Origin of the sequence: Thalassospira lucentensis (assembly GCF_001613805.1) — a bacterium.
GTDB lineage: Bacteria > Pseudomonadota > Alphaproteobacteria > Rhodospirillales > Thalassospiraceae > Thalassospira > Thalassospira lucentensis_A.
Genome location: NZ_LPVY01000005.1, coordinates 1 through 17566, shown reverse-complemented (window position 1 = coordinate 17566; position 17566 = coordinate 1). Strand labels below are relative to the sequence as shown.

Annotated in this window: 15 protein-coding genes; 9 read left to right on the top strand and 6 right to left on the bottom strand. The window is 55.0% G+C overall.

Annotated features, from left to right (window positions below):
- The first annotated feature begins 175 nt into the window (after positions 1 to 175).
- Positions 176 to 2686: a PAS domain-containing sensor histidine kinase gene (locus AUP42_RS05285; protein WP_062950487.1), complete on the top strand. Its 2511-nt coding sequence runs from the start codon at positions 176 to 178 to the stop codon at positions 2684 to 2686.
- Between the two features lie 51 nt (positions 2687 to 2737).
- Here AUP42_RS05285 and AUP42_RS05280 read toward each other — a convergent pair whose 3' ends face one another.
- Positions 2738 to 3694 carry a 2-hydroxyacid dehydrogenase gene (locus AUP42_RS05280; RefSeq protein WP_062949643.1) on the bottom strand — a complete coding sequence of 319 codons (957 nt, stop codon included), beginning with the start codon at positions 3692 to 3694 and terminating at the stop codon, positions 2738 to 2740.
- 44 nt (positions 3695 to 3738) lie between these two features.
- The gene (locus AUP42_RS05275; RefSeq protein WP_062949642.1) at positions 3739 to 4314 is read right to left on the bottom strand and encodes a hypothetical protein; all 576 of its coding nucleotides are present in this window, start codon (positions 4312 to 4314) and stop codon (positions 3739 to 3741) included.
- Positions 4315 to 4496: 182 nt separating this feature from the next.
- Between AUP42_RS05275 and AUP42_RS05270 the strand changes: the two genes are divergently transcribed.
- Positions 4497 to 5108 (top strand): hypothetical protein, encoded by a 612-nt coding sequence (locus tag AUP42_RS05270; RefSeq protein WP_062949640.1) that lies wholly within the window; start codon positions 4497 to 4499, stop codon positions 5106 to 5108.
- Positions 5109 to 5125: 17 nt separating this feature from the next.
- Here AUP42_RS05270 and AUP42_RS05265 read toward each other — a convergent pair whose 3' ends face one another.
- From AUP42_RS05265 to AUP42_RS05250, 4 genes are all read right to left on the bottom strand, one after another.
- A complete protein-coding gene (locus AUP42_RS05265; RefSeq protein WP_062949638.1) occupies positions 5126 to 6601 on the bottom strand; it encodes a DUF4139 domain-containing protein in 1476 nt (491 codons plus the stop codon).
- Positions 6602 to 6738: 137 nt separating this feature from the next.
- Positions 6739 to 7227 carry a flagellar assembly protein FliW gene (fliW, locus tag AUP42_RS05260; RefSeq protein ID WP_062949636.1) on the bottom strand — a complete coding sequence of 163 codons (489 nt, stop codon included), beginning with the start codon at positions 7225 to 7227 and terminating at the stop codon, positions 6739 to 6741.
- Positions 7228 to 7325: 98 nt separating this feature from the next.
- On the bottom strand, positions 7326 to 8702 hold the full coding sequence (locus tag AUP42_RS05255; RefSeq protein WP_062949634.1) for an adenylate/guanylate cyclase domain-containing protein: 1377 nt from the start codon (positions 8700 to 8702) through the stop codon (positions 7326 to 7328).
- Positions 8686 to 9420 carry a Crp/Fnr family transcriptional regulator gene (locus tag AUP42_RS05250; protein ID WP_062950486.1) on the bottom strand — a complete coding sequence of 245 codons (735 nt, stop codon included), beginning with the start codon at positions 9418 to 9420 and terminating at the stop codon, positions 8686 to 8688. The genes AUP42_RS05255 and AUP42_RS05250 overlap by 17 nt, the downstream gene beginning before the upstream one ends.
- A 402-nt stretch (positions 9421 to 9822) precedes the next feature.
- Between AUP42_RS05250 and AUP42_RS05240 the strand changes: the two genes are divergently transcribed.
- From AUP42_RS05240 to AUP42_RS05210, 7 genes are all read left to right on the top strand, one after another.
- Complete coding sequence (locus AUP42_RS05240) at positions 9823 to 10848, top strand: DctP family TRAP transporter solute-binding subunit (protein ID WP_062949630.1); 1026 nt, start codon at positions 9823 to 9825, stop codon at positions 10846 to 10848.
- A gap of 131 nt (positions 10849 to 10979) precedes the next feature.
- A complete protein-coding gene (locus AUP42_RS05235; protein WP_062949628.1) occupies positions 10980 to 11462 on the top strand; it encodes a TRAP transporter small permease in 483 nt (160 codons plus the stop codon).
- Positions 11459 to 12727, top strand: a complete 1269-nt coding sequence (locus AUP42_RS05230) for a TRAP transporter large permease (RefSeq protein ID WP_062949626.1) — start codon at positions 11459 to 11461, stop codon at positions 12725 to 12727. The genes AUP42_RS05235 and AUP42_RS05230 overlap by 4 nt, the downstream gene beginning before the upstream one ends.
- 11 nt (positions 12728 to 12738) lie before the next feature.
- Entirely contained in the window at positions 12739 to 13587 is an 849-nt protein-coding gene (locus AUP42_RS05225; protein WP_062949624.1) for a shikimate dehydrogenase family protein, read from the top strand.
- 11 nt (positions 13588 to 13598) lie between these two features.
- Positions 13599 to 14249 (top strand): GntR family transcriptional regulator, encoded by a 651-nt coding sequence (locus AUP42_RS05220; RefSeq protein ID WP_062949622.1) that lies wholly within the window; start codon positions 13599 to 13601, stop codon positions 14247 to 14249.
- An 88-nt stretch (positions 14250 to 14337) separates the two neighbouring features.
- Complete coding sequence (locus AUP42_RS05215; RefSeq protein WP_062949620.1) at positions 14338 to 16221, top strand: bifunctional sugar phosphate isomerase/epimerase/4-hydroxyphenylpyruvate dioxygenase family protein; 1884 nt, start codon at positions 14338 to 14340, stop codon at positions 16219 to 16221.
- A 27-nt stretch (positions 16222 to 16248) separates the two neighbouring features.
- The gene (locus AUP42_RS05210) at positions 16249 to 16698 is read left to right on the top strand and encodes a type II 3-dehydroquinate dehydratase (RefSeq protein WP_007088242.1); all 450 of its coding nucleotides are present in this window, start codon (positions 16249 to 16251) and stop codon (positions 16696 to 16698) included.
- The last annotated feature ends 868 nt before the right edge of the window (positions 16699 to 17566 follow it).

Here is a 17566-nt window from a genome sequence, read left to right as displayed (position 1 = left end):
CGTTCGACCGGGTATTGGGAAAACGTCGTGAAACAGTGGTAAAAGCCAGACGTTTTCACCATAATAATAGCTCATAAACACAAACGGTTAACAACACGTGACACGGCCTGCATCCGATCATCGACGGGGGAAAGAACCAATTGGTTCCCGCAAAGGGGAATCAAACAGGTTTGGTTTGTCCAGACTGTGGCAGTGGGGATGCTATGGCCTGACGTCGCTTTTCATCGCAGCCGACCTGCATGCGCAGGAAAAGTTTCGTGTTGGCAATGCTGCTGATGCCGTACCCGATGCGGCGACGCAACCTGCTGGCACATCGATATTTGGCGGTCTCGCGGATCTGAGTGACCGGGACTGGCTTGTCGTTGGCCTGGCGGCGATTGGCGGGGCGGCGATCGCGGGGGGAATCGGATGGCGTTTATCGTTGCGCATGCGCCGCCATCTTGAAGAGGCGGAAGACCACGAATCCGAACTTGCGGATTCAACCGAACAATTTACCCATCTGTTCTTTGCCGGGCCTGACCCGGTTTATTACTGGAGCCAGGCCGGCTTTGCCGAGGGTGCCAGCCCGTCGCTTAAACGTGCGTTTCAGCTTGGCAAGGATGGGCGTTTTCCCGATGTGCTTGACCAGTTGCGCGATGATGACGCAAGAGCACTCAAGGAGCGTGTCCGAAACCTGAAATCCACCCACGAACGGTTTGAACTTTGGGTGACCGCAGTTGATGAACGCAAGTTCCACGTTACCGGGGCAATGGCCCGCAAGGACCGCAATTCACCGGTTCTGGCACATGCGTTGTGGTTCCGCGATGAAACCCGCCATACCCGCGAACGTGAAAGCCAGTTTGGTGATTTTACAGCCCTTAAGCACGAGGTTAGCGGACTAAGGCTTTTGATCGACAGTCTGCCTTTCCCGGTGTGGCGGCGCGATGGCGATTTGCGCCTGATCGATTGCAATGCGGCCTATGCGGCGGCGGTGGAGCTTCCGACAGTCAGTGATGCACTTGCCAAACAGGCGGAGCTTGGCACGGGCGTGATCCCCGATCACGGCAAATCGCTTGCAGCATCGGCATTGCGCAACAGCGAAACCATGACACGCGATTATCACATCGTGATCAAGGGCGACCGCAAGCTTCTGCGAATCACCGAATGTCCGTCACAAACGCCCGAAGACCTTGACGGTCTGATTGGCTTTGCGATTGATTGCACTGCGATCGAGGAATTGCAATCAGACCTGTCGCGTCATATTCGTGCCCATGCCGAAGTTCTGGAAAACCTTGGAACCGCTATTGCGATTTACGGCGGCGACAAGCGGCTTATTTTCTTTAACACCGCTTTCACCAAGCTTTGGGATATGGACGAGGACTGGCTATGGGCAGAACCGTCGCTTGACGATGTTCTACGTCGGATGCGCGATGAACGAAAATTGCCGGAAGTCACCGACTTTACGCAGTTCCGCAATATCGAAAACCAGCGCTTTACCGATCTTCTCAAACCCGAAGAAGACCTGATGCATCTGCCAAACGGCATGACGTTGCGGCGCTTTATTTCGCCCCACCCGTTTGGCGGGCTGATGTTCGCCTACGAAGATGTGACCGACAAGCTGGTCCTCGAAAGCAGTTACAACACCCTGATCGCAGTACAGCGCGAAACGCTTGAAAACCTGCATGAAGCGGTTGGCGTGATCAGCGGCGATGGAAGGCTGCGGCTTTATAACCATGGCTTTGCTGATGTCTGGGGGCTTGAAGACAGCTTCCTTTCGGGTGCGCCTCATATCAGCGAAGTGGTCGAGGAAGCGCGCGAATACTGGCATGATCGCGAAGACTGGGACAAATTCAAAAGCCGGATGGTTGCGCGTATCACCAATCATGAACCCATGAGCGGTCGTATCGAACGTGCCGATAACAGCATCATCGATTTTGCCATCGTGCCGCTGCCTGACGGGGCGGTGATGATGTCCTATATCGATGTGACCGACACGATCCGGGTCGAACGGGCGCTGCGTGAACGCAACGAAGCCCTGCGGACCGCCGATCAGATGAAGTCGGACTTCATTTCGACTGTATCGCGCGAACTGACCCGGCCGCTTGACCATATCAATGGCGAGGCAGATCGCCTTATTCCCCATCTGCAGGGTAATGTTGCGCAGTCGGTTGAGACCATCCGCGCCGAAGCCCAAAGCATGCTGGCACTGGTGGACGACATGCGGGACCTTGCAACGCTGGGATCCGGGCAGGTCGCACTTGAACTTGATACGGTCGACCCCAGGCGGTTGTTGCGCTCGCTCGAGGCGTTGACGCGGGCGCGTCTGGCGGAACTTAACGTTTCGCTACGGCTTTACTGTTCGCGCAATATCGGCTGGATGATTGCCGATGAACGCCGCCTTAAACAGGCATTGTTCATTCTGGTGACCAATGTCCTGCGTACCGCTCCCGAGGGCAGTGAGGTTTCCGTGGTTGCCCGTCGTCGGGGCGAGGATATCGATATCAGCATTTCACTGTCGGACGAGGCACCGCAACCGATGCTGTTTGAAGGATTGCGCGAGGGCGAATCGCCATCTGCACGCCGGGCGCTCGGCATGGCGATGGTTCGTGCGGTGGTTGAAATCCATGGTGGCCGGGTCAAGGTCAGCCGGGATGGTCATGAGATTTCCTGCATCCTGCCCGCGGGTGAGGAAAGCGATCTGGAATGAAAAAAGGCGCCCCACCGGGCGCCTTTCGCATTCTGGATATACCAACAGTCATCAAACCCTGAACGGCACTTCCTTGCCGGCAATGAAAGCATCGATGTTATCAAGGGCTCTGAACCCCATGGCGTTGCGTGTTTCCACAGTTGCCGACCCCAGATGGGGCAACAGGAACGTATTGGGCAGATCGCGATAGGCCGGTTCGATATTCGGTTCCCCGGCAAAAACATCAAGCCCGGCGGCGGTCAGTTTGCCCGATTTGAGTGCCGCGATCAGATCCTTGTCATTGACGACATCGCCGCGTGCCGTATTCACAATGATCGCCCCATCTGGCAGCTTGGCGATGAAATCGCGATTGACCATGCCGCGTGTTTCCGGTGTTGACGGGCAATGCAGCGACAGGAAATCGCAATGGGGGAGCAGGTCATCAATGGATGGGTGATAGGTCGCGCCAAACTCCTGATCTTCGGGCAGGCGGCGACGGTTGAAATAATGGACTTCCATATCAAAACCACGCGCACGTTTGGCGACAGCCTGTCCGATCCGGCCCATGCCGATAATGCCCAGTTTCTTGCCGGTAACCTGTGTGCCCATCATATGCGTCGGGCGCCAGCTTGACCACGTGGCATTGCGGACCTCGGCCTCGCCCTCGCTTGCACGGCGCGCGGCACCCAGAATCAGAAGCCATGCAATATCTGCCGTTGCATCGGTCAGAACCCCGGGTGTATTGCCGATCACGAAGCCGTTGGCCTTGGCCGCAGCCAGATCAATATGGTCGGTGCCCACCGAAAAGGTGGCGACAATGCCGACCTTCTGGGGCAGGGCCGCAAAGAAGGCGGCATCAATCGGGTCACCGACCGAAACCAGGGCGGCGTTCGCGTCCTTGCACAGATCAAGTATCTGATCGCGTGACAGCGGATCATCGCCGTCCTGCATGCGCAGATCATAACTTTCGCGTGCACGTTTTTCGACGGCATCCGGCAGACGTCTGGTGATGGCAAGTACCGGTTTCATTCTGATCTTTCTCCCTGAATTTTCTGGCTTATTTGCCGATTGTGTCAGAATAGCTGGCCAAGGGCGAGCCGAATGCCGATTGTCGTGATGGTCAATGACAGCAGGAAGTCTGCCGCCACAATCGCGCTTGCCGTCATCGTTGGAACCACAAGGGTCAGCTTTGCGATATAAACCCCGTAAATCAGCATTGCGATAACCGCGACAAGCACAAAGCCGCCCGCACCGAGCATAGGAAAGATTGCGCCCAGAAACAGCGCCAGCAAATAGACCCCCATTTGCAACACGCTTGACCAGTTATAAACGGTGATGAATGCGATGTAACGGTTCGACCGGTCGATCATCGGTGCGACATGCAGCATCAGCAGCGGAAAGGCGAACCATTTCATGACATAGGCAATGGTTTCCACCAGCATGTAACGCCCGACCGGGAATTCATCAGGAACCGTGTCGAGATCATGCCAGCGCAAAAGTGCAAAGGCCGGAAAAACGATAAAGGCGGCAAGGAAAGAGCGCCAGAACGCCTCGATGGAATAGTCAAAGAAGGCAAGGCCTTTGGCATCGCCACGTGCAATGCGCCAGGTTCCGTAAAGAGCGCGTAGGGTTTCAGTCGACATGGTCATGGGTGGCAGTCGTTTCAAACAAAATGGACCAGATAAGGGGGCGAAAGCTCGGAGCCGGGGCATGGCCACTTGGCCGGTTTGCAGCTTATCCCCGTTTGACCCTGCTTCACAAGACGGGTACGTGTCCGTCTGTTAACCGGCGCACTTTGATCCCGGAATTCAGGCAAAAGCAGGAAACAGACATGTCGGACAAACTTGCCGGATATTTGCCGCGTCTGTCATTCCTGCAGACGACGGAACCCGGCTCGTTAACGTTGGCGCGTCTTTATCTTGAAATGGCAACCGCACTCGACAAATCCGAACGGATGATGGCCCTTTCCCTATTTGACGAGGCAGATCATCTGTTTGCCGCTCATCTGCAAACGGCACCGGATGCCGCGCGTGCCGGGCTGGCCCATAGCCTGAACAATCGGGCGGCGCTTGAAATTGATGGACAGCAATGGGCGGACGCGGTTGATGCCGCGCGACAGGCTGTGGAACTGCGTCGTGACCGGTTGGCGAATATGCCATCGGGCCAAAGCGAAGCCGCCCGCCTTGATCTTGGTTATTCGCAGGGCGCACTTGTTCTGGCATTGCGGGGTGCCGGGCGGTTCGGGATCGCACGGGAAACCTGCGCCGAGGCGCTTGGCAATCTTGCGATATTCGCCGGAAAGAAAAACCAGCAGGCATTTATCCTGCTGGCGAAACTGATCTGTCTTTATACCGAGCTTTGCAGCAGAACCGACGAAAATCCCGATCCGGTTCTGTTGCTGCCGCTGGCGAAAGCCTTTTACGACAGCAATCAGACCGGATAATGCTTCCGACCTGACACTTAGCGGGTGCTTTTCACTGACCAGCTCAGATTGACTTCCTTACCGGCAGGAACCTCTATCGTCCAGACGATCAGGTCTGGCTGCGGTTTGGTATGTTTGTGATCTTCGCCGGTCACAACCCAGTCGGCCGGGACATTTTCACGGATCGTGACGGTTTCGGTACGTTCGCCACCATTGGTGATCGACCATTCCATATTTGCCGTAATTTCATCGGGCATGTTCGGTCGTGCCTTGCGGTCAAATGCCGTGACTTTACGGGTCCCTGAAATGTTGCTGGCCTGACCAAGGCGAATGGTCGCCTTGCGACCGACCGGGGTCAAAGACAGATTGTCTTCGCCAAGGAAGCCGGTCACGCCACTTTCAGATTGGCCAAATACACGTACCGTGCCAGCGGGCCACGGGCTTTCTTCGTCCGGCCCGCCATCATTCTCGATCTCGATTTCAAGGTCCGGGCGGCTAAATTCAGACACGTCGCTTTGACCAGCATAGTAAAGATTGGCGCTGCCGTTAAAAATCACCTTGCGGGTCGCGGGCAGGGCCTGGGATGCGATCAGCGGCATCATGACGACATCGCCATTGCGCATTGAAAGCCCATCAAACGGGCCGTAAACATGCAGGTTTTCCATGGTTTCACGATCCGGTGCATTCCCGCCCGGCGCGCTATCGGCCATGGCAGACATCATCATTTCACCGCGGGCCGCCTTCGCCATTGGTGTGTGCGTTACCCGGTTGGGATCCCCGGCAACCAGACGCAGTTGGGCATCGTTGATCGCGGTGCCGGTCTGGTTGGTGACACGTGCCATTGCCGACAGGTTAAGGACATTCTGGGCACTGTCATATTGTCCGACATAGGCTGTTTGCCAGGAAACGCCACCCAGAAGGTAGGCAAGCGAGATGTGATCAAGTGCGGCATCCGAGCCGATGGTGGCCTCTATTGCCGGACTGGTGGCGAAGTTACCGGGCAGGTCGGAAATAATGATCTGTTCAACAGGAATCTGTTCGATACCATCAAGGGTGCGAACCAGTGCGCCACCGTCAATCGATAGCAACGTACCTTCGACCAGTTCGTCATCCTTGCGCCGGATGATAATGGTTTTGCCGACCTGATCCTGCAGCAGACGATACATGGTTGCCGGACCGTTCGCGGTATTGCGCAGCGAATGCCAGACAAGGTTTGCGTCTTTCTGCGCGCCCATCAGGAACGTGTCGTCCATGATGGTTTGCGGCAGGTCTTCGATCCGAAGTGTTTTGACCCCCTTGGGGATCGTCCCGTTTCGTTGCTCGGCAATCATGCCAAGGTTGCCGGGGTAAACGGTCAGCTGCATCTTGCTGCGGTTTTCACCAGAAAGCGTGATGGTTTCTTCGGTTTTTTCGTCACCGGACTGTGCAGATGCCGGTTCTATGACCGGGCCAACAAAAAGGGCCGCGCTAAGAAGCGTGGCCATGGCAAAACGGTTGCGCATTTCTGATGACATCTCGAATCCCTTGTGTCGCTTGTTGCGTATTGTTCTTGAGCGAGCTTTACGCGAAAAAGTGGCAGGATCAAGGACGTATGAAGGTTTCGGAAGGACCATTACCGCAAAAGGTCCTTCCCTGGTCGGCTGGCGAAAAGTTATCCGCCCAGTGTCTGATGGTAGGAATAACTCGTATCGGGTAGCAGATGCTGGTAGGCGGCCTGACGGGATGTATCGATGATGATTGGTGCACGCAGATTGACCGACATGCTGGTCTCGCCACCGTCATCGGGTTTGTGAAGGGTCACAATCAGCAAAACCGCACCTTCGTCTTTTTTGATGCCATGGATGGTAAAGGCCTGAGCTAGGTGTTCGGGCTTGATGCTGTTGCTTTCCATATTGTAGGGGGCAACGATAAAGGCCAGTTCCGGCTCTGTCAGGCTTTGCATCAGGATAAAGGTATTGTTGCTTTCGCCCGGAAAATTGGCGAGGGCAAAGACGTTGTGATCAGGAAAACCCTTGATTCCTGTCGGGAAATAAATGGCCTTATCCCACAAGAATTCCTTGTCTCCGAACAATGTGCGGATTGTAACAGAAGTCGGTACGCTGCCCGCTTCTGGTGACTGCGGTGTTGCGGAATCCGCCATACCGTCCTCCCTTATTCTGATGCTTTTACGAGTAAATGGCATTTTGGACCGGTTTCACCAGAATTCAAGGGGTTGGCATATCCCGACGGTCGAATTCTTCAAGTGGCTGATCGGGACTGAAAATGAACCGTGACCGGTTGACTGAAACCTTTTACCCGGATGGCATCCTGTTTTCCGAAGCTTCGCAGCAGGGCGGATCCTGCAGAAGATGTTTCTGACCGGAGTTTTCGCGCAAAACTGTCGCTGATGATGATGTCGGTATCAAGCGTTCTGGTCGCACGTTCGAGACGGGCGGCCAGATTGACACTGGCACCGATGACTGCCGGTGTGACGGCTTCGCCTTCGCCTATATCGCCCACAACGGCCGGGCCGAAGTTAAGGCCGATACCGATCTGAAGTGGTGTGGTGCTGTCCGTCAGATCACTGTTTTGCCAGTCGCGGACATGGCAAACCATTGATTGGGCCGCGGATAATGCATTTGCAGCCGGGCAATCCATATCGTCAAACGCGCCAAAACTCGCCATGACCGCATCGCCGATATATTTTTCAACAATACCGCCATAAGCCCCGATTTGCGTCGTCATGATCTGGTGAAACTGGTTTAGCAATCGCATGACATCCTGCGGATCGCGTTTTTCCGCATAACCGGAAAAACCGATAATGTCGGCAAACAGGATAACGCATTCGCGCCTTGCGCCGATCCGGATCGGCTCGTCACGATCTGCCAGTTGATCAGCAAGGGCAGCAGGGAAATAGCGGGCCAGATTGCCATGTGCACGTTCGGCGGCCGCAAACTGATTGATCAGGACGCGTAACCGCGAAACCATCACCGCACATGCCAGTGTAAAGACAACAACAATCACAACCTGCTCTGCCAAAGCAGAAATATCGATGAATTCAGGCAGATTATAGGTGGTAATGATTTCATCCTGGGTTGGCGCCCAGTCATCCCCGAAATGCTGCGAGATGATGACGCCCGGGCGTGTCATCAACCAGACGATGCTCGTGCTCCAGGCAATGAACAGCCAGAAGCCGAACCAGATGATCAGGCGCGGCGAAAAGGTCATGATCACCAAGGCCATCATGATCATGGAAAACACCACGCCGCGATCACGAACGACAAAGCTGTACATCCATGCCGGATGATCGGTTAGCGGGCTCAGAGGATCGGGAACCACCGATACATAAACGATCAGGACTGCATCAACGATGGCCAGAACATAAAGAAGCCAGCGCCAGCTTCTGCCCCTAAAAGCCACAAAAAGCTGGATCAGAACCCCGGGGATGAACCAGCCCAGAACTTCCAGAAGAGAATAGAGCTCGCCAGTCGGGGAATCCGGTTTGGAAAACAGCAGCAGGATAAAGGCGAGCATGCAGATGCGCAGAAACGCAACAAGTATCAGGCCACGCTGCTCTTCGCGGGCGACCAGCCGGTCAAACAGGGAACTGGGGGAAGGATCAGCTTTTGATTGCATCGGCGAGAAGGTTTTTCAGGCCGTCCCTGTCACGGATAACCAGACGGCCATCCCGGCGCGTGATCAGATCGCGTTTTTCAAGGTCACGCAGCTTTTTGTTTACCGCTTCGCGTGTTACGCCCAGCATAAGGCCAAGTTCCTGTTGCGAAAGCGGAAGCGCGATGCGGATTCCTTCCGGGTCGGGACCGCCGTGACGTTCGGCCAGCCATAAAAGACGTTTGACCAGTCGCCCGGTCAGATCAAGGAAATTGGCATCTTCCAGAAGGTCGCTGACCCAGCGCAACCGCCGACACAGAAGTGCCGTAATATGGCGGCGCAACGGTGCTTCGCGATCAAAGATTTCAAAAAAATCGTCGCGTGAAATGAACAGAAGCCGTGTCGGACCAACGGCACGCGCGGTTGCGGTGCGGGGTTCGCCATCCAGAAGGGCGATTTCGCCAAATACAGCGCCGGGTGCCAGTACGTTCAGAACAATTTCCTTGCCGGTATCTGAAACGGTTGAAATGCGGATCTTGCCGGCTTCGACAGCATACAGTCCGTCTGCCGGAGAACCCTTTTCAAACAGCAACTCCCCATCATCCATCCGCCGAACGCTTGCCTGGTTTGAAAGTTGGGCGAGCAGTTCGGGATCAAGGTCCTCGAACAGGAAACTGCCTGCAAGAATGCGTGAGGCAATTTTGGCCAGTTGGGGTGTTGCGGTACCGGTAACGCTGTTCACTGAATTCACTTTTGAAAAGGGCGTCGTTTCGATCATCGAATCGATGCGTTGCTAGGCCAAAGTAGCATGAAATACCGGCTGCATCGCAAGTGTTTTACAGCAAATTCCATTGCGAAGGCAGGGGGATGGCTGTGAATTAGGGTGAATTGATCATGCTTTTGCCATGGAAGATCGGATTGTTGGTCCCGATATCGAAATGTACAAAAGCGTTCAGGCGTCCAGGTCTTGGTGCGGTTCCGGTTTCGGGAGTTCTGGCGTCAACATACTCTACTTTATACTGATTCTAGAATGTTTGACAAAATCTCCTATATTTTTTAAAGTCTCCCTATTCCGTAAAGGTCCGATGCAGAAGATCATGAATAATATCGGGCTGTCGGGATTGTTTTCATTCGGGAGGAAAAAATGAAATTCGTCTCCAAAAGTGCACTGCTGGGTGCTGTATCGCTCGCAGCTGCTTCTTTCGCCGCACCGGCACAGGCTGCGGACATCACTTTGAATTTTGCCCATGTTGATCCGGCGGAATGGACGACCTCGAAAAAAGGGGCAGCCACGCAGGTCTTCAAAAATATTGTTGAAGCTGAATCCGCAGGCCGCATCGCGGTCGAACTGTTTCCTGCCGGTTCGCTCGGCGGTGAAACCGATCTGATCCAGAATACCCAGGACGGTACATTGGCAATGTCGATGGTATCTGGTCCCTTTTCCCAGGTTTGCCCTGAGGCTGCCGTCCTTGATGTGCCCTACATGTTCCCGAATGCCAATGTGGCGTGGAAAGTTCTGGATGGGGACTTTGGCAAGGAACTGGCCGCACACTGCCTTGAAAAAACCGGGCTCCGTACGCTGGCTTATGGCGAGACAGGCTTCCGCAACTTTACCAACTCCAAACGTGCCGTTGCCGAGCCGAAAGATATGGATGGGCTTAAAATCCGTGTGATGACCGTTCCGCTTTATGTGGAAATGGTCAAGGCACTGGGCGGTGATCCGACCCCGATTCCTTGGCCGGAAGTCCCGACCGCCCTGACCACTGGCACAGTTGACGGGCAGGAAAATCCGATCAGCGTGATCTATGCCAACAAATTCTACGAGATGCAGAAATATCTGACACTGGACCGTCACGTCTATGGCACGGATTTCATTCTGATCAACGAAGATATCTATAGCGGTCTGTCTGATGGTGATCAGGCGTTGCTGCGTCGAGCTGCTGGAATTGCCGCCAACGTTGGTCGTGCCATTCAGCAGTTCAATTCTGCCGAAGGTGTTGCCAAACTGGCTGAGGCGGGAATGGAAGTGACCACACCGACCGCCGAACAGCTTGCAGCTTTCCGTGATGCTGCTCAACCCGCTGTAATTGAATGGCTTTCGGGCGAAATCGATGCGCAGTGGATCGACAAGCTGAAAACAGCCGTCAGCGACGCTGAAACCTCGATGTAACTGGCTTTGGCAGGCCGGGTGGGACACCGTCTCGTGGTTTTCCCTCCTTTGCCCCCGGCCTGTCCTTTTTCTCTGAATAACGTCTTGCCCACCGGGCAGCCGATTTTCCCGTGATCACCCTGGGGGTAACCATGCATCGAGCAGAGACAGCATTTCGCCATCTGCTTGCCGGACTTTCGGGGATCAGTATCCTCGTCGTTTTCGGCGTTGTTTTTGCCGGTAGTGTCAGCCGGTATGCCTTTTCTGCTCCGCTGCAATGGAGCGAGGAAGTTGCCAAATATGCCATGATTTATGGCTGCATGTTTGGCATCGCCTATGCCTATCTGCAGGACAGGCAAATCAACTTTACGCTTGTGACCGATCTTTTATCCAAGCAAATGCGCGCGCGGCTGACCGTTATCGTTGACGTGTCCACTCTTGTTCTTGGGGGAATACTTGCCTATGCCGGGCTGATTTTTGCGGGAAAGCGCGGTGGCATTATGGCGTCCGGTCTTGGCATCCCGATGTATTGGGCGCAGATCGCCATGACAGTTGGGGGCGCTTGCCTGGTTCTGGCAGCCCTCTTTCGACTGGCCCGTCTTATGAATAAGAATCGCCCGGAGTATGAAGCATGATCACAGGTTTTGGCCTTTTGGCACTGCTTGCGATTGGTGCACCGGTGGCCTTTGCCATCGCGCTGGCGATTGCGATTTACATCAGTGGTGCAACATTTGGCATCGATTTGCTGCCCCAGCGTATTTTTGCCGGGCTTGACAGCTTTACTATTTTGGCAATTCCGCTGTTTGTTCTTGCCGGTGAACTGATGAACGCCAGCGGGATCACCAACCGGGTTATCAATCTTGCCAACGCGTTGGTGGGGCATGCGAAAGCCGGTCTGGCACAGGTCAATATATGGTCGTCCGTGATTTTTGCAGGCCTCTCGGGGTCGGCGGTGGCCGATACATCCGCGTTGGGGCGTATTTTTATTCCCTCAATGGAAAAGGAAGGTTATCCGCGTGATTTTGCGGCATCGCTGACAGCGGCATCCTCGGTAATCGGTCCAATCATTCCGCCCAGTATTCCCGTGATTATTTATGCGTTGATCACGACCAATGTTTCGGTTCCGGCCCTGTTTCTTGCGGGGATTATTCCCGGCGTTTTGCTGGCGGTGGCACTTTCGATTTATGTGCGTATCTTTGCCAGTGGTTATGCCATACCACGCGACCGAATGAATTTTCGTGAAAAGCTTCGCGCACTTTGGAATGGTCTCATTCCGATTTTCATGCCGGTCTTTGTGATTGGCTCGATTCTGGCAGGCATTGTTACTCCGACCGAAGCCGCAAGCTTTGCCGTGTTTTATGCGCTGGTTGTCGGGCTGTTCGTTTTCCGTGAACTCAAACCATCGGAACTGCCGGGCATTTTTGCAAATTCGATGCGTGATTCATCAAGCATCCTGATCATTATGGGTTCGGTTGCGGCGGCAAACTGGTTCATGACCTTTGCCGGTATTCCGCAGGCCGTCAGTTCATTCGTTCTGGGCTATGTCGATAGTCCGGCGATGTTCCTGATCCTGATCAATGTCATGTTGTTGGGTGTCGGGCTCGTGCTTGAAGGCATTGCCGCGATGCTGGTTCTGGTGCCGATCCTCCATCCGATAGCGATCAGCCTTGGTATTGATCCCACTCATTTCGGCATCGTTGTGATCTTTAACCTGATGATCGGCCTGATCACACCACCGATGGGTTTGTGCCTGTTCGTTGCCGACGGGGTCGCCAATGTTGGAATGGCCCGGATGATCAAATCGATCATGCCGCTGTTCCTCGTGGAACTGGCGGTTTTGATCCTGATCACCTTCGTGCCGCAGCTCGTCACCTTTATGCCCAACCTGTTCGGATTTTAGGATTTCGCCCCATGTTGAAACTCGGTCTTATCGGTAAAGGCATATCGCGTAGCCAGTCAGCGAGACTGCATGTCTTGCTTGGCCGGATGTGCGGAATTGAAGTGACCTATGATTATCTCGACAGTGAAAAGATCGCCGATTTTGATCTGATCGGGCAGCTAACAGTCTGTGCCAAAGACGGTTATGCCGGGGTGAATGTCACCCATCCCTACAAAACCGAAGCCCGCAAGCTGATCCAGCGCCGTAAACGTCTGCCCGAAGCCCTTGGTGCGGTGAATACGGTGGTGTTTCGCGAAGATGGCTGGCGCGGGGACAATACCGACTATGTCGGTTTCATGCGCGGATATCGCGGGCAGTTTGGCGATCAGGCACCGGGGACGGTATTACAGATGGGGGCTGGTGGCGTTGGCCTTGCGGCTGCCTTCGGATTGCACGGGCTTGGCGCGGACCGCATCCTTATTCATGACAAGGATGCCGACCGCGGTCATGAGCTGGTTGCGACCCTGAAGGCAGGCGGGGCCAACGTTGCCTTTATCGCGGAGGCCGATCTTTCCGATGCGATCCGCAATGCGGACGGCTTGATCAATTGCACCCCGGTCGGCATGAACCAGTATCCGGGCAGTCCGATTGATGCTGCTTTACTGGGCGGACAGAAATGGGCGTTTGACGCGGTTTATACACCGGTTGAAACCGCGTTCCTTCATTCCGCGCAAAAGGCGGGGCTTTCTGTCATGACCGGCTTTGAACTGTTCTTTTTTCAGGGTATTGAAGCATTCGAGGTTTTCAGCGGTGCGCAGATCGACGGTGATGCCGCGCGGATCGAATATTTCAATGCCTATCCCGAGGCATTGACGGGGTAAGGGGAAAGTCCATGAGCAGCACAGTTGCCGAGACAGTTTATAACGAAATTCGCGATGACATTCTGTATGGCGAACTCCAGCCGGGTGTGAAGCTGAAGCTTGATGCGCTGCGGGATCGTTATAATGCCGGTGTCAATACGCTCCGCGAAGTGCTGAACCGTCTTGTCGCGTCGGGATTTGTTTTTGTCGAAGGCCAGAAAGGTTTTCGGGTTGTCGAAACATCGCCCTCGAATTTCAAGGAACTGACCGCGATGCGGTTGCTGCTTGAAACAGATGGGCTTGGGAAATCTATCGATGCCGGGGATGTCGAGTGGGAGGGCCGCGTTGCTGCCGCCCATCACAAACTTTCGGCGATCGAAAAACGAATGCTGACCGAGGATAGCCGCGAACTGACCGTCCGCTGGAGCCAGTATGACCGCGAATTTCATCAGGCACTGATTTCGGCCTGCGGATCAGATCTGCATATGCGCATGCATCGTGAAATCTTTGACCAGTTCCGCCGCTATGTGGTGATCGAACTGAAAACGCATGGGTTCCGTGCCGAAGACATCATTGATGAACATCGCAGCATCTGTGATCTGGCGCTGGCGCGCGACAAGAATGCCGCACTGGCAAAACTGACCGACCACATTGAAACCTATCGGCGCCGTTCGCAGGACTGATCGCATGATCTTGCCGGGGGGATTGTTCCGCCCGGCGTCCTTCCGAACCTGTGCGCCGTGATGCCCACGACCATCCCGGAGGGATAAAATGCTGACTTCCATCGCGACCGTATCGCTATCGGGCGATCTTCAGGAAAAACTCGATGCCATTGCCGCCGCTGGCTTCGACGGGGTCGAGATTTTTGAAAATGATCTTCTGACCTTTGATGGTTCCCCCGAGGACGTTGGCAAGACCATTCGTGACCTTGGCCTGAAGCTGGTAACCTTTCAGCCGTTCCGTGATTTTGAAGGCATGCCCGAACCCCAGCGTACCCGCGCTTTTGAACGTGCCGAGCGCAAGTTCGACCTGATGGAAGAACTGGGTACCGATCTTTTGATGGTCTGTTCGAATGTTTCACCGCATTCACTTGGCGGGCTTGACCGTGCGGCAAAGGATCTGGCCGAACTTGGCGACCGCGCGGCCAAGCGCGGGCTTCGCATCGCATTCGAAGCCCTGTCATGGGGCAAGCATATCAGCGACTATCGTGACAGCTGGGAAGTGGTGCGGCGCGCCAATCACCCCAATGTCGGTCTGGTGCTTGATACCTTCCATATCATGGCACGCAAGGTACCGCTTGATGCGATTGCATCAATTCCCGGCGACAGGATTTTTCTTGTGCAGGTCGCAGATGCACCGATCCTCGAAATGGACCCGTTATCCTGGAGCCGCCATTTCAGGTGCTTCCCCGGACAGGGCGATTTTCCGCTCGATGAATTCATGCGCAATCTGGCGCAAACCGGGTATGACGGGCCGCTATCACTTGAAATCTTCAATGATCAATTCCGGTCAAGCTCGACCAAAAACGTTGCCAAGGATGGCTTGCGTTCCCTGATTTATCTGGGGGATGGCATTGATGGTGTAAAAGTCGGGGAAAAGGCGGTTGCCCTGCCGCCAAAGGCACATGCCCGCAATGTCGAGTTTGTTGAATTCGCGGTCGAAGAAGAAAACGCCGAAAAGCTTGCCGCCCTGTTTGCCGGGCTTGGTTTTGAAAAACGCGGCAGCCACAAATCCAAGGCTGTGACATGGTGGAAGCAGGGCAATATCAATCTTGTCATCAATTGCGACAAGGACGGTTTTGCGCATTCCTATAACATTGTGCATGGCCCGTCGGTTTGTGCGGTGGGGCTCAAGGTCGATGATGCCGGTGCATCGCTTAAGCGTGCGCAATCGTTGCTGGCGTCGCCCTTTACCCAGCCGGTGGGTGCGGGCGAGATCGAAATGCCCGCCATTCGCGGCGTTGGTGGCAGTCTGGTTTATTTCCTTGATGATCAAAGCGAACTGGCGCGCATCTGGGATGTCGAGTTCGAAGCATCGGAACCGGCAGGCAAACCGGCAAATGACGCCAACCTGAAATCGGTCGATCACGTTTCCTATTCGATGCAGTACGAGGAAATGCTGACCTGGGTGCTGTATTTCACCTCGATCTTTGACCTTGGCAAAATGCCAACGGTCGATGTGCCCGATCCCGGTGGTCTGGTACAAAGTCAGGTGGTTCAGGGTGATGATGGCGGGGTGCGGCTGATCCTGAACGGATCGCAAAGCCCCCATACCCAGCATTCACAATTCCTAAGCGAGTTCTTTGGAAGCGGCGTCCAGCATATCGCACTTTCAAGTGGCGATATTTTTGCCAGTGTTGATTTTTGCCGGAAAAATGGTGTTGAAGTTTTACCAATACCGGAAAATTACTATGACGACATCGAAGCGCGCTTCGGGCTTGATCCTGATCTTCTGGATCGACTGAAGGCCGCTAACATCCTTTACGATCGTGATGATGACGGCGAGTATTTTCAGGTCTATACCAAGACCTTCGCCAACCGGTTCTTCTTTGAGCTGGTCGAACGTCGCGATTATCGCGGGTTTGGCGCGGCCAATGCGCCGATCAGGCTGGCATCGCAAACCCGTATGAACCGGCGCAGTCAGACGTCGAAATAAGCAAACATTTCAGGGGATAAGGAAATCATGAGCGTTTCGGAAATTCTTGTCATTAACGGCCCGAACCTTAACCTTCTGGGGCAGCGTCAGCCGGAAATCTACGGCTATGACACTTTGGCAAGTATCGCGGATAAATGCGCATCGCTTGCAGAAACGCTGGGGGTTTCTGTCCGGTTTGAACAGTCTAACCACGAAGGCAGCATTGTCGATTTCATCCATGATGCACGGCAAAAATCGGCTGCGATCATCATCAATGCCGGGGCCTATACCCATACATCGGCCGCCATTCATGACGCGCTTAAAACATTCGATGGCTATATCATCGAGCTGCATATCTCCAATCCGCACGCTCGTGAAGAATTCCGCCATCACAGCTGGATCAGCCCGGTTGCCAATGCCGTGATGGCAGGTGCCGGTGCCTATGGCTATGAGCTGGCAACACGTCTTGCCGCGGAAAAGATTGCGCAGACCAAATAGGCTGATGGTGCCCGGGTCCGAAACAACAAAGGCAGCATTGAATGCTGCCTCGGACTGCTGACAAAGCATAGCCGATCTGATCGTCATTCCCGCAAAGCCTGCCCCCGTGAAAGCGGGGCAGCAATTCCGTCTCCTGCAACAGGGCATGGATTCCGGGTCTGCGCTGCGCTTCGCCCGGAATGACGGTTTTGGTCAATCGCCAAACCAATCCCGCCAGCCAACCAACCCCTCTGCCTCCGGCATCGCCAAACGCCACCGACCGGACGGCCCCCGCTGCCCCGAACGACGCTCGCTCTCGGTTGCCCCAAAACGCACCTCACCCCAAGGGCCACAGCGTTGCCGAATGGCAGGCACACAAATCCCGCCATCGATGACTGGCCTTTCGGCATGTCCGACGCACCATCGGCCCGCTGACAACCGATCCTGCCAGCCGCTCCCCGCCAGCCACCCAGGCAACCCGGCCAGCCGACCCCGTGCCGACCCAATCCGGGCGCAATTCGGGCCCGCTGATTCTCGGCATTGTCGCGCTTCACCGACCGGACTGAACGGACCGGGTCAACTTCGCCCCGGCTCTCGCTGCGCCAAACAAACGCCCTTGCCCCAAGGACATATTTCTCCCGTCATGATAAACACCCGTTTTTCGCAAATATCCGACGGCCTCACGGCCCGGACGCACCACCGCCGTAATGGCTTTTCCATGCGCCAGTGATGCTCCACTGGCGACGCCGCCCCCGCCATTTCATCCCGTCAGATCGCTGCCCTGTCATCATCCCATTCCTGTTTTGCCGCCCGAAACGCAAAAACCCGCAAAAGCGAATCACGCTTTGCGGGTTTTGTCTCCGGACCCATTTGTCCTGTTGACTTTATC

What these genes read in the sequence shown, in the direction of transcription:
- AUP42_RS05280 (WP_062949643.1), bottom strand. Translation starts at nt 3,694, where the DNA reads ATGAAACCGGTACTTGCCATCACCAGACGTCTGCCGGATGCCGTCGAA.
- AUP42_RS05275 (WP_062949642.1), bottom strand. Translation starts at nt 4,314, where the DNA reads ATGACCATGTCGACTGAAACCCTACGCGCTCTTTACGGAACCTGGCGC.
- AUP42_RS05270 (WP_062949640.1), top strand. Translation starts at nt 4,497, where the DNA reads ATGTCGGACAAACTTGCCGGATATTTGCCGCGTCTGTCATTCCTGCAG.
- AUP42_RS05265 (WP_062949638.1), bottom strand. Translation starts at nt 6,601, where the DNA reads ATGTCATCAGAAATGCGCAACCGTTTTGCCATGGCCACGCTTCTTAGC.
- fliW (WP_062949636.1), bottom strand. Translation starts at nt 7,227, where the DNA reads ATGGCGGATTCCGCAACACCGCAGTCACCAGAAGCGGGCAGCGTACCG.
- AUP42_RS05255 (WP_062949634.1), bottom strand. Translation starts at nt 8,702, where the DNA reads ATGCAATCAAAAGCTGATCCTTCCCCCAGTTCCCTGTTTGACCGGCTG.
- AUP42_RS05240 (WP_062949630.1), top strand. Translation starts at nt 9,823, where the DNA reads ATGAAATTCGTCTCCAAAAGTGCACTGCTGGGTGCTGTATCGCTCGCA.
- AUP42_RS05235 (WP_062949628.1), top strand. Translation starts at nt 10,980, where the DNA reads ATGCATCGAGCAGAGACAGCATTTCGCCATCTGCTTGCCGGACTTTCG.
- AUP42_RS05230 (WP_062949626.1), top strand. Translation starts at nt 11,459, where the DNA reads ATGATCACAGGTTTTGGCCTTTTGGCACTGCTTGCGATTGGTGCACCG.
- AUP42_RS05225 (WP_062949624.1), top strand. Translation starts at nt 12,739, where the DNA reads ATGTTGAAACTCGGTCTTATCGGTAAAGGCATATCGCGTAGCCAGTCA.
- AUP42_RS05220 (WP_062949622.1), top strand. Translation starts at nt 13,599, where the DNA reads ATGAGCAGCACAGTTGCCGAGACAGTTTATAACGAAATTCGCGATGAC.
- AUP42_RS05215 (WP_062949620.1), top strand. Translation starts at nt 14,338, where the DNA reads ATGCTGACTTCCATCGCGACCGTATCGCTATCGGGCGATCTTCAGGAA.
- AUP42_RS05210 (WP_007088242.1), top strand. Translation starts at nt 16,249, where the DNA reads ATGAGCGTTTCGGAAATTCTTGTCATTAACGGCCCGAACCTTAACCTT.